General features: G+C 42.3%; 10 protein-coding genes and 1 riboswitch. Of the genes, 7 read left to right on the forward strand and 3 right to left on the reverse strand.

The annotated features are described in order from the left end of the window. Positions 1-23 precede the first annotated feature (23 nt). Positions 24-830, forward strand: coding sequence for an aminoglycoside N(3)-acetyltransferase (locus tag AMR95_RS00940; RefSeq protein WP_058837297.1), 807 nt, complete (start codon positions 24-26; stop codon positions 828-830). A gap of 1 nt (position 831) precedes the next feature. Here the strand turns inward: AMR95_RS00940 and AMR95_RS00945 are convergent, their stop codons facing one another. The 3 genes from AMR95_RS00945 to AMR95_RS00955 form a co-directional block, all read right to left on the reverse strand. Then, positions 832-1,218, reverse strand: a complete 387-nt coding sequence (locus AMR95_RS00945; RefSeq protein WP_058837298.1) for a competence protein ComJ — start codon at positions 1,216-1,218, stop codon at positions 832-834. 120 nt (positions 1,219-1,338) lie between these two features. Next, a complete protein-coding gene (locus tag AMR95_RS00950; protein ID WP_058837299.1) occupies positions 1,339-3,036 on the reverse strand; it encodes a methyl-accepting chemotaxis protein in 1,698 nt (565 codons plus the stop codon). Positions 3,037-3,163: 127 nt separating this feature from the next. Beyond that, entirely contained in the window at positions 3,164-3,592 is a 429-nt protein-coding gene (locus AMR95_RS00955; protein ID WP_039176411.1) for a NucA/NucB deoxyribonuclease domain-containing protein, read from the reverse strand. Positions 3,593-3,959: 367 nt separating this feature from the next. Here AMR95_RS00955 and AMR95_RS00965 point away from each other — a divergent pair, with 367 nt between their 5' ends. From AMR95_RS00965 to AMR95_RS00990, 6 genes are read left to right on the forward strand one after another with little or no spacing between them, the layout of a single operon-like run. Next, positions 3,960-6,029, forward strand: a complete 2,070-nt coding sequence (locus AMR95_RS00965; protein ID WP_058837300.1) for a hydantoinase/oxoprolinase family protein — start codon at positions 3,960-3,962, stop codon at positions 6,027-6,029. Then, on the forward strand, positions 6,019-8,007 hold the full coding sequence (locus tag AMR95_RS00970; protein ID WP_058837301.1) for a hydantoinase B/oxoprolinase family protein: 1,989 nt from the start codon (positions 6,019-6,021) through the stop codon (positions 8,005-8,007). Before AMR95_RS00965 ends, AMR95_RS00970 begins: the two co-directional genes overlap by 11 nt. Continuing rightward, a complete protein-coding gene (locus AMR95_RS00975; RefSeq protein WP_058837302.1) occupies positions 8,004-9,089 on the forward strand; it encodes an ABC transporter substrate-binding protein in 1,086 nt (361 codons plus the stop codon). The genes AMR95_RS00970 and AMR95_RS00975 overlap by 4 nt, the downstream gene beginning before the upstream one ends. Positions 9,090-9,097: 8 nt before the next feature. Then, on the forward strand, positions 9,098-10,189 hold the full coding sequence (locus AMR95_RS00980; RefSeq protein ID WP_058837303.1) for an ABC transporter ATP-binding protein: 1,092 nt from the start codon (positions 9,098-9,100) through the stop codon (positions 10,187-10,189). Further along, positions 10,189-11,058 (forward strand): ABC transporter permease, encoded by an 870-nt coding sequence (locus AMR95_RS00985; RefSeq protein ID WP_039176427.1) that lies wholly within the window; start codon positions 10,189-10,191, stop codon positions 11,056-11,058. The genes AMR95_RS00980 and AMR95_RS00985 overlap by 1 nt, the downstream gene beginning before the upstream one ends. After that, positions 11,051-11,854 (forward strand): ABC transporter permease, encoded by an 804-nt coding sequence (locus AMR95_RS00990; protein ID WP_024424298.1) that lies wholly within the window; start codon positions 11,051-11,053, stop codon positions 11,852-11,854. The genes AMR95_RS00985 and AMR95_RS00990 overlap by 8 nt, the downstream gene beginning before the upstream one ends. Before the next feature lie 368 nt (positions 11,855-12,222). Continuing rightward, a riboswitch (cyclic di-GMP riboswitch) is annotated at positions 12,223-12,316 on the forward strand. Positions 12,317-12,459 lie beyond the last annotated feature (143 nt).

Below are 12,459 nucleotides of genomic sequence, written 5' to 3' on the forward strand. Positions count from 1 at the left end.
GAGACGCAGGAGGAAAAGGAACGATGCAAAAATTAATCGAAAATCAAGCTGAACCGATGACAAAGGAAACAATCAAAGCAGACTTGGAACAACTTGGTGTGAAAAAGGGCATGATTTTATGTGTTCACTCATCTTTATCATCCATCGGCTGGGTAAACGGAGGCGCTGTAGCCGTCATACAAGCATTGATGGAAACCTTAACAGAAGAGGGGACACTCATTATGCCGGCACAAACGTTAGAGCTTTCTGATCCTGCCGATTGGATTGATCCGCCTGTTCCTTATTCATGGTGGAAATCGATCAAAGAAACTATGCCTGCATTTGATCCAGCTTACACGACGCCAACAGCAATGGGAAAGGTAGCGGAAACATTTTGGAAATACCCAGGCGTGGCGAGAAGCAATCATCCCCATTTTTCATTCACAGCCTGGGGAAAAAGAAAACATGAAATTCTGAAACACCATGCACTTTCCTTTGGATTAGGAGAGCATTCGCCTCTTGGTCGCATGTATGATCTTCATGCTCAAGTGCTGCTGCTTGGTACAACATTTGAAAGCATGACAGCTTTTCATCTAGCTGAATATCGAATCCCCCAGCAGGACCTCATGACAAGAGGAGCCCCTATTTTAGAAAATGGGTGGAGGGTATGGAAAGAGTATCAAGATATCATCACAAGAGAAGAACTATTTGAACAGATTGGCTGCGATTTTCTGCAATCAGGAGGCATCCATCAGCACGATCAAATCGGACTTGCCAGTTCATATTTATTGCCAGTGAGAGAATCGGTAGACTATGCGGAAAAGTGGCTTGATTTATACGATCAGTCGTAATCTACACTGTTTGGAAATTTACATAATAAACGTCTTGATCAGGCTGCTGTGAGGTATAGCAGGTAAGCTGATAGTCTCCTTTTGGAATGGAGAAAGACAGTACATGAGCCATGACGCTTGTGATATAAACTTGATCCCTTGTATGCGTAAAGGGCACTGTTATAGCTCTATCAACTGATACTTGGGGCTCATCGCTATTTAATGTCACAATAATAGACGCCTTTCCATTATTGATTCCTTCAAAGGAAACTCCTTGATCTCCAGTTGCGAATCCTTGAAGAATGTCCTCATCTGTCCAATCAATGATAGGTGGTGTTTCGCTTCCGGTGTATACCGTGATTTGGTGGTAGGAGATAGATAGAGAATAGGTTTGATTTAAGAGATTCATATAAAAAACTCCTTTATTCATGGATTTTCGTTGAAACGTAAATGGTTGAAAGAGTCATTCTTGAGGAGAAAGTTAGGCAGCAAGACGATTGCAGCCGTCTTGCGCTATTTGTTGTGGGATCTAGATGTGAAATTGCGAGACCATTGCTTTTAAATCTCCTGCTAAATGGGCAAGTGCTTCTGATGAAGCTGTTACTTCTTCCATTGCAGCAAATTGTTCTTCTGTTAAACCTGCTACTTGCTGTGAATGTTCACTCGTTCGTTTAACGCCTTCTGTAATAGACGTAAAAGACTGTTTCGCATCGTTAGTATAAGCTGCGATTTTTTGTGATGCACTCGATAAATGCTTAATGCCATCTGCCATTTCTCTCATGGACTGCTGGATATCATGAAAAGATTCTTCTGTATGAGAGATAAGGACAGCCCCTTGAGCTGCTTCTTCTCTTACTTGTTTGATGGCATTCGTCGAATGAGTCATCTCTTTTTGTATTTCAGAAATGAGATGGGAAATCATGTTTGATGATGCTTGAGATTCTTCAGCGAGCTTTCTCACTTCGTCTGCGACAACAGCAAACCCTTTTCCATGCTCACCTGCCCGTGCTGCTTCAATTGCTGCATTAAGAGCTAGCAGGTTTGTCTGGCTGGCGATATCTGTAATGACTTTGGAAATATGATCAATTTCAGCTGAACGTGTTTCCAATGCTTGAATTGCTGTACCGTTTTCTTCAATTGATTTTGCAATAGATGTCATTTGTGAATGAACTTCACCGATATTGTGTACACCTTTTTGGGCAATTTCTTGTGCGAAGTGACTTCTTGAAGCCATTTGTCCGGCATTTTCAGTGATGTTTGCCAGCTCGTTTGATACTTGAATCATCATGTGTTCACTAGCTGTCATTTGAGCGGACTGTTCTTCTGAAGATTGTGCCACTTCTTGGATCGTGTGGGTGATTTTTTCTGATGCTGCACTCGTTTCTTCTGCGCTAGCTGACAGCTGTTCAGAGGATGTGGCCACTAATTCAGACGTGTTCATGACATTTAGAATCGTTTGATTTAGTTTTTCACGCATCTTATTGAAATGTCCAGCCAGATCAGACAATTCATCACCGGCAGTATCCGTCACATTGATGGTTAAATGACCTTCGCCTGCACTCTTAATGGCAGAAGCCAAATGCTTGAGACGTACCTGAATCCGCTTAGTGAAAATAGAAATAATGATGACTGAAACGATCAGACTTAACAAAAGGACGATGACAAATTGTATATAGAATGACTGAAGCATTTGTGAAATCATGCTTTGATTAGCGCCAGTATAAAAAATACCAATTGTTTCGCCTGCTTCATTTTTGATTGGCATATAAGCCGTTTGATAGTCTTTCCCAGCAACATTTGCTGTCCCGTAATAGTTTTCTCCTTTATCTAAAACAGTGGTCTTCACTTCAGGAGAGACTTCTGTACCTACAGCTCGTTTCCCGTTTAACATGACATTCGTAGCAACACGGGTATTTCCTTGAAAAATCGTGATGGTATCACCGGTATATTCGGCTAATTGGTCAACCAATGTGTCATGATCATTGATTTGCGTATTTCCTTTGAATAGCTTGTCTTCTTTAATCTGCCACGGGCCTGACACTTTTTCATTTAGGTAGGCGTAGCCTAGCTTTAAGTCACCTTTTGCTTTTTCAGTTGCCATTTGCTTAATGTTTTCTGTCATTTCGCGATTCACAACATAACCAACAACCGCAGAAAAGATGATGAGGACACTTAAAAAGATCAGCAAAATTTTGGCGCCTAGCCTCAGTTTTCCCTTTTTCTTCATGCTTTTTGACTCCTTTAGGTATAAGGTAGGATATCCCTCCTTAAGGATTATCGGCATGAAAAAAGTGTTTAAAATACCTGCAAGCAGTCATGTGAAAATTTTTTTAATATAGAAAAGGGAAAGGCGGCTAATCGATGATAAATTGAATTCTTGTGCCGTCAGGATCATCCGATAATTGATGACTAACCCACGAGCCTGCGCCTCTATTATCAGAAGGGCGTACATATTTGACAGAAGCTCCACTGCCTCCTTCTTTGCACATCGCCATTGGCCATTCGTCCCGATCATACCCGCGCTTTGTTGGAATGCCATGTAGTGATCGATCTCTCTGCTCATCACTATGTTTACGGTCAATTGTACAAATGGACGAATGACCTTCATCAATGGCTTCTTCTATGTGCTTGGCTGTTTCTGGATAGCGGTCTGATGGAAAATGAATGGTTTTGTCATAAGATGAATTCGCTGTCTCTTGTTTCCCTTGCTCTAGCTGGATATAGCCTGTTGCTACACCAATGACAATCAATAAAAGCAAGAGAATCATTTTAAGAAGTTTCATAGATGCTGGCTCTCTTTCTTGTTTGCGTATTTTGTAAACAGAAGTATAGCAGAATTACTTACCAATTTCTCCTGGTTTTGAAAAAACGTCTTTTAAAATTCAAAAAACAGTTTTTACCTGATTTCTTGCTTTTCATTTTTGTAGAAATTCATAAAAATTTTAATTTTGTGGGTCAGAAAACGAATATGCTCATCCAAAATGGCTTTATCACTGCTTTTTTGGCTAATTTCAAGAATTTAACACACAGAAATTTCAAAAAAATAAAATTGACTAGACCGATCTGCTTTAATAATATGGAGTCAAATATCAAAAAATGTCGTAATTTATCAAAATATGATTCTAATTACATTGCAGGAGGGAAGTACAAATGGCGGATGTCTCATACCGGCTCGGAATAGACATAGGCGGAACATTTACTGATTTATCGCTGATAAATGAAGCAACAGGGGAGCTGACTGAACTCAAAACGCCTACAGTGACTGATGACCCAGCCCAAGGAATTATCAATGGGTTAAATCTTCTAAAAAAAAGAGGTGTTGATTTATCCAACATCCAATACCTCGTTCACGGAATGACAATCGGTCTGAATACATTATTACAGCGAAAAGGAGCAGATTTAGCCCTTTTTGTGACAGAAGGATTTCAAGATATATTGTCACTTCAACGTTTACGACTACCCGTTCCTTATGACTTCAATTCTCGTTTGCCAGAACCATTGATACCACGGAAGCATGTATATCCAATCTCTGAAAGGTTGATACACGATGGTACGATCAAAAAACCTCTCCATCTGCAGCAATTAGATGATGCGGTCCAGCATGTTATATCTAAAAAGCTAGCAGGTATCGTCATTTCATTTTTACATAGTTATCAAAACCCAGTTCATGAATTACAGGCAAAAGCCTATATCAATCATCATTATCCACAGTTAGAAGTCCTTACCTCATCTGAATTATGGCCTCAAATGAGGGAATACGAGCGTACAGTGATGTCTGTTGTTAATTTGTATATTCAGCCAAAGGTGAAACAGTATTTGCAAACATTGAAAAGCCGTTTGAAGGAAGAAGGTGTACCAATTTCTCCATACATTACACAATCAAATGGTGGTTTAATGGATGCAGAAAGTGCGGCAACCTCGCCTGTTAAGACTCTCTTTTCTGGTCCGGCAGCTGGTGTCATCGGTGCGGCGAGAATTGCAGCATCAGCGAGTGAACCCAATCTGATCACTTTTGATGTTGGGGGGACGAGTGCAGATATCTCAATCATTCAAAATGGACAGCCTACAATGGCTCAATCCAATCAGCTTTCAGGCTTCCCAATCATTCTTCCATCTGTTGCGATGTATTCAATAGGAGCAGGAGGAGGTTCGGTAGCATGGATTGATCAGGGCGGACTTCTCAAAGCGGGGCCGGAATCAGTTGGCTCAAACCCGGGACCAGCTTCGTATGGAAAGGGAGAAAAAGCAGCTTTAACTGATGCGTTTCTCATATGCGGTTATCTCAATCAAGAACGTTTTGCCGGAGGACATTTACATTTACAACTATCTGCGGCGAAAAAGGCCTTTCAGCCAATTGCTGATCAGCTCAACAAAACGCTTGAAGAGGCGGCTGACCAGCTCATTCAAGTAGCCGTAGCCAATATGTACACAGAATTAAGCAATGTGATGGAGCAGCAAGGATTTGACCCTAGAGATTTTAGTTTGCTGGCGTTTGGCGGAGCAGGACCGGTTGTGGCGAATTTCCTTGCAAGAGAAATTCATGCGAAAAATGTAGTTGTTCCTCCAAGTCCTGGTACATTATGTGCGTTAGGTGCTTTAACAGCTGATTTTATCCATGATGCGGTGCTGTCGAAGAAAATATGTTTACAAGACTATTCGATCAACCAACTAAAACAAGATTATGAGAAGCTGTCACGAAAAGCGACTGATTGGGTCAGCCAGCAGAACATTCAGCATATCAATCAGACATCCATTCTCTTATTAGCAGACGCACGATATCAAGGGCAGGCATTTGAGATTGAATTGCCATTATCGATTGATTGGTTAAAGCAAGAACAAGACATCCACCAACTTATTGAAGCCTTTCACAAATTGCATCAGCGTCAATATGGTCATAGGGATGATCAGGCAAAAATCGAGTTTACTCATTTACGCGTTCGAGTCATAGGTGAGACGCCTCCGCTGCCTTTTTCACCTGTTCAAGAAAGCATGGGACAGTCTTTGAAACCAAATGAATATAGACGAATTTTTATAGAAGAAAAAGAATACGAAGCATCGGTTTATAATCGGGATACGCTGTCAGTAGGTTCTATTGTAAATGGGCCTGCCGTGATTGAGCAGGATGATACGACAACATTAATTTTGCCAAACTGGACAGGCAGTATTGATCCATCAGGTAACTTAGTGATTTCAAAGGAGGCGGCTTTACATGAGAACTGACCCAGCAAAGCTTGAGATGATGCGCAGTTATTTTAATGCGATTGCATCAGGTATGGGGCATGTCATTGAACGGACGTCGTTTACGACCTTCGTCAAAGAATCTGCTGACTTTGCGACAGCACTAGCCACACCTTCTGGAGATTTCTTTGTTTATCCGAAGACAGTGGGTGTGACGATCTTTTTAGGGCTGAGTCTAAAAAAAGCAATTGAAGAAAGCGGACAGATGCAGCCAGGAGACATTATCATCACTAATGATCCTTATACGACAGATGGTTTGGCGACTCACCTGCCAGATGTCCATATCATTAAGCCGATTTTTGTAGATGGTGAAATCGTAAGCTATGCTTGGTCTTTTGTTCATGTCAGTGATGTGGGTGGCCTTGTGCCTTCTAGTATTTCACCGACAGCAACGGATGTTCATCAAGAAGGATTAAGAATTCCGCCAGTAAAAATTTATGAAGGTGGGAAAGAGAATCAGGTCGTACGTACTTTTTTGAGAGCTAACAGCCGCGCTAGTCATCTAAACGATGGTGATATCAATGCGATGATTGCTGCAGTGAATACAGCAGATATTCGGTTAAAAGAAATGATTGAGAAATTTGGAAAAAACGAAGTGAAACAAGGAATGATAGACTTGCTGAAGCAAGCCGAGGATCGTGCTGGAAAGGTCATTGAAGCTATACCGGATGGAACGAGTGAATTTGCTGATTATTTAGATGATGATATGATTTCAGACGTCCCTATTCGGTTGAAAATCAAGCTAACGATCAAAGGCAAACGGCTGACGCTCGATTTTTCTGAGTGTGACCCGCAAGTAAAAACAGCCTTTAACCTTGTTACCAATGGTCAGAAGCATTCCTTTCTTTATCAAGGGTTGATTAATTACATCATTAGTAAGGATCCTTTTATACCGATTAATGGTGGAATAACGTATCCAATCGATGTGATCTCTCCTAAAGGAACGCTGGTGCATCCAGAATATCCAGCCTCTGTCGGGATTCGTCATTCGATTACGATGAGGCTGTACAATGTCGTGCTAGGTGCGATTGGTAAGCTGCTGCCTGAAGCAGTACCGGCAGCAGGTGCAGGTCAATCTGCCATTGTGGTTCTCTCTGTACCTGATGATCAAACGGGTGGCAGGAAAATGTCCGTTGTCGAACCATTAGGCGGAGGCGGCGGTGCTCAAAATGGTACTGATGGAGTTGACGGTATTGATCATTCGTCAGGCTTTTTGAAGAATACCCCAATTGAGAGTTTGGAACAGCATATTGATATTCATGTTCACCGATATGAGCTTCTGCCGAATACAGGTGGAGCTGGTGAAAATCGAGGCGGACATGCGATTGGTTTGGAATTTGAAATGATGAAGCCTGAATCGATGGTGACAGCACGAGGAATGGAACGGATGAAGTTTCAGCCTTGGGGTTTAATGGGCGGCCGAGCAGGAGCGGTTGGTGAGGTCAAGCTGATCACAGCTAATGGTGAGAAACAAGACCAGCCCAAAATAGATGTTCTGCGACTTGAAAAAGGCGATATCGTTCAATTGATTTCACCAAGTGGAGGCGGCTGGGGGAATCCATTTGCCAGAAAGAAAGAAAAAGTCCTTCAGGAAGTGGAAGCTGGTCTATTAAGTGAAGAAAGAGCGCTGCAGCAATATGGTGTTCAAGTGTATTTAGAGCAAAATGAATGGAAGATTGATGAGGAGCAGACGAGCAAGGTGCGTGAAAAGGCTGGTGATCCTGCAGCTACTGATGTGTGGGATTTCGGAGAACAAAGAGCAGCTTATGAGAAAGTATGGACGGACGAAGCCAGCAGTGAGCTAGCCGTTCAGCTGCGTTCCTATCCGGCTAATGAACGTACGCACTATAAACATGCAGTTCATCAATATTTCAGTCATAGAAATGAGCCGTTAACAAAGGAAGATATTACTCAAGCACTTCGTCAAATGAATGGACAAAAAGGGGGAAATGAATCATGAAAAGAAGATTAATCGCTATTGTTGCAGGTATCCTATCCATCGTTGTACTGCTGACCGCTTGTGGTGGAAATGGAAAGGATCAAGGCAAACAGCAGCAGACTGTGATTGTTGGCGTATATGGAGGCGATTGGGAAAAGAATATCAAACCAATCCTTGAAAAGTTTGAAAAAGATACGGGAATTAAAGTGCAGACCGTCTCTGGAGCGGATTCTGAATGGTTTACAAAATTAAAAGCGTCAAATGGGAAAAATCCACCATATGACTTACTAATCTTACAGCCTGACACGATTCAAAGAGGTATTGCAGCAAACGTTCTTGCGCCTATCGATGAAGATCAAGCGCCGAACGTCAAAAAGCTTTACCGTTCTGTCCAAAAGAAGCTGACTGTGAATGGAAAACAATATGCAGCAGGCTTTAGTATGGGGCAGCTTGGAATTGCTTATAGAAAAGATCTCGTCAAGCAGGAACCAAACAGCTGGACAGACCTATGGAGCAGTCAGTTGAAAGGGAAGGTAGCCATTTCATCTCCGACTTATTCAGCTGGTTTGCAATTTTTCTCTGCACTTGTTCATGCACAAGGGGGGACAGAATCAAATCCTAAGGATATTGATAAAGCATTTAAAAGTCTCGCGCAATTAAAAGGTCATGTCGCTGCTTTTCCGGATAACCCAGGATCGATTCAAACCTTGTTAGAACGTGGGGATGTCGCAGCTGTTCCCTATTGGGACGGGCGAGTATTTGCACTTGAAGAAGAAGGAATGGATATTGGTTTCTCATATCCGAAAGAAGGCGCTGTTGCAGCTGTAGCGAGCTGGGCTTTAACGAAAGGAAGTCAGCACGAAGAAGCGGCATACAAACTATTAAACTACTTGAGTGGAAAAGAAGCTCAGGAGGCTTTCTCGGAAAAATCTTATTATGGCATGTCGAATTCTGATGTGAAGTACAATGACAAGATTAAGGGGAAAGTGAAAGTTGGAGAAAATTATTACAGCAAGCTGACTTGGGTAGATTATGAAACAGCAACCTCTGAGCTTGGCAATTGGACAAATCGATGGAACGAAGTATTAGGCGGAGGAAAATAGGTGATCGCATGAGTGGAATTCATTTAGAACACATCAGTCAGCACTTCGGTGAGCAGATTGCTCTCAACGATGTCAGTCTTACTGTGAATGAGGGAGAGTTTTTCTCCCTTCTCGGTCCTAGCGGCTGCGGGAAATCAACGTTATTAAACATCATTGGCGGTTTTTTAGAACCAACAAAAGGCGTCGTCTATATTGGTGATCAGGATGTGACAGCTTTGCCGCCTTACCAAAGAAAAACAGGTATGGTCTTTCAAAGCTATGCACTCTTTCCGCATCTGACTGTATTTGATAATGTGGCGTACGGGCTTAAGGTTCAAAAGAAAAAGAAGGCGGAAATCAAAGAGAAAGTGATGGAAAGCTTGTCTCTTGTTCAATTAGAGGCATTTGCGAAACGGATGCCCCACCAATTAAGCGGTGGTCAGCAGCAGCGGGTAGCGATAGCAAGAGCGCTGGCGATTCAGCCGTCTGTTCTCCTTCTTGATGAACCGCTCAGCAACCTAGATGCCAAACTAAGAAAAAACATGCAGACAGAGCTGCGAAATATTCAAAGAAATGTTGGGATTACAACCATTCTTGTGACACATGATCAAGAGGAGGCCTTAAGCCTTTCTGATCGAGTTGGAATTTTAGGAGAGGGTAGAATTCAGCAGATTGGGACGCCTTTAGAGGTGTACCGCCAGCCAAACAATCGATTTGTAGCTGAATTCATCGGACAGGTGAATATCTTTGAGGCCGTGTACAATGAAGCTGATGCTGCATTTACGGTTCCGCATGTAACCCATTCAAACGGTCAGCATCTTCAGCTGCAGGCTGCGGCACATCAAGAGAAGAGGGAAAAGCAACTGCTTATGCTGCGTCCTGAAAGAATCAGCATCTCTTCTGAGCAGGAGAAAGTTCAGCCAAACCATGTATCAGGCGTGCTGTCAGATGTGAGTTATATTGGGCATTCATTACGTTTGGTTGTGGGGCTTGATAATAGTGAAATCATTGTCCATGCATCTGATGCTGCATTTCCCGAGCTGCCTGAAGTTGGAGAAACCGTCCATATCCATTGGCAGCCTGAAGATATCGTTTTCTTAGATTCGAAGGTGCATACGTGATGCGAATCAAGAAAAAGAATCAACGATTTCATTGGTTTATGCTGCTGCCAGCCTGTTTGTTTCTTGTTGTATTTTTACTAGCTCCGCTTGTGATGATGCTCGTTCTCAGTTTTCGCGATGTCGATTCGATGATGAATACATTACAAACGTATAGCTTTTCTCAATATATTCATGTGTTCACGACAGATGCATATGTAAAGGCGATTGGAAGTACTGTGTGGGTGGCTTTACAGACAACGGTGATTTGTTTATTGATGGCATACCCAGCAGCATACGTGCTTGTCAAGGCTCCTAATCCGCGTCTGCGGGCATTTTTCTATATCTTACTTGTGTCGCCGCTTTTGACAAGTGTTGTGATTCGGACGTTTGCATGGATTGTTCTTCTTTCGCAAAATGGTCTGATCAATGGCATGTTACTAGATTTACATGTGATTGAGAAGCCGCTCTCGATGCTGTGGAATATGAATGCGGTGATTATTGCCTATGTCCAAGTCATGCTGCCATTTGCAGTACTGCCGATCGCAACAAGTTTAACCGATATGGATCGTCACTTAAAACCGGCTTCTATGAGTCTTGGAGCTGGCCGGATTCGAACCTTTTTTCATGTCACCTTACCACTGACCATTCCTGGCATGGTGACAGGCGCGATCATCGTCTTCTCACTGGCAGCAGGAAGTTATATCACTCCGCTGTTAGTCGGCGGACGGATGCAGCCGCTGCTGCCGCTGTCAATTTATCAGCAGGTGATGCAGGTGTATAACCTGCCTCTTGCTGCAGCTATGTCCTTTACATTATTGGTTTGTGTGCTTGTGGTGGTCAGTCTACTAAGCTATTTATTGAAGCGTTGGGAGGCGAGGATGCATGCGTAAAAAGTCAATAGGTGACCGCTTGCTTTCTATCCTGATTTGGACTGCTGGGTCATTGGTTTATCTTTTTTTAACCATTCCTGTTCTTGTGATCGTCCTATCTGCTTTTAGTCCAAATGCCTTTCCTGAATTTCCACCGACTTCGTTCTCTGTTCGTTGGTTTCATGAGGTCGTGTCAAATCCAGAATGGATGGAATCGCTTCGGATCAGTGTGATTCTGCTATTCATCGTGACGCCTCTCACGGTTCTTTTAGGGACAATGGCTTCGTATGCTTTAGCAAGGCTTTCCTTTAAGGGAAAGGAGGCCGTCCAAGCTTTCATTCTGTCACCTCTCATGATTCCTCAAGTGGTGTTAGGGATTGCTATGCTTTACTTGTTTACGGCTATGGGCTTTACAGGGTCTTTGTGGGCGCTCGTCATTGGTCACGTCATCATTGGTTTTCCCTATGTGGTTCGAACGGTAGGTGTGAGTGTTTCGAATTTAGATCCGCGTCTTGAGCTGGCTTCAATGAATCTTGGCGCAGGACCCATTCGCACGTTTTTTCGAGTCACATTGCCTTTGATTAAGCCGGGAATCATTGCAGGCGGAGTGTTTTCAGCTGTGACGTCATTTGGGGAAATATCGATCAGTTTGTTCGTTTCCTCACCTCAAACCATCACAATTCCGGTCAGGACCTTTAATTACATTGAGCAGACCTTTGATCCAAGTGTCAATGCGATATCTGTCATATTTATTATCATTTCTATCATTGCGCTGCTCATTATTGAGAAAACGATTGGTCTGTCTAAGGTGATGTAAATATAATGAAGAAACAAGGAGTTGTCATTTGAAATGGCAGCTCTTTTTTTTGTTGTTTTTACAGTAAAAAAATTCATTTTTTTAGGGAATGTAGTTCTTAAGATTTAAGAATTTGCGGGAAACGAAAGGAGACCTCTATCCTAGATTTTCGGCCATATTTTCAATATTTAAGGGAAAATATGAAATTTTTGCGGTATTTAGTCGATTATTTTCGGTTGAACGCAACTATTATTAGTTATTTTCGGTAAATATCGTCAATTATCATGCGAACCCTTCGGTATAACGCATGAATCTTTACACCCATTTTTCGGTGAAAAAAACAATATTTTCATATAAAGTGGACGTAAATAGAAAATATCTAAAAGAAAAGAAGAAAAAGGCAAATCTATGGAAACATAGAGACGCAAAGCCATGTCCTAAGGTAAATGATTCTTTTTTTGCTAAGGTCGGCAGGCTACCGAATCAAAATGGGAGTCCCTCCGTTTTATTCGGGGTGGGCTCCTTTTCTGTTAAAGCGTCTATTTTAATGAAATAGACTTGGTTCTTTTGATATAGAGGGTGCAGGGTGAAATTGGTGGAGAAAACATAGAAGAGGCGGAGGATGA

The organism is Bacillus sp. G1(2015b), from assembly GCF_001482475.1.
GTDB classification, from domain to species: Bacteria; Bacillota; Bacilli; order Bacillales; family Bacillaceae; genus Bacillus; species Bacillus safensis.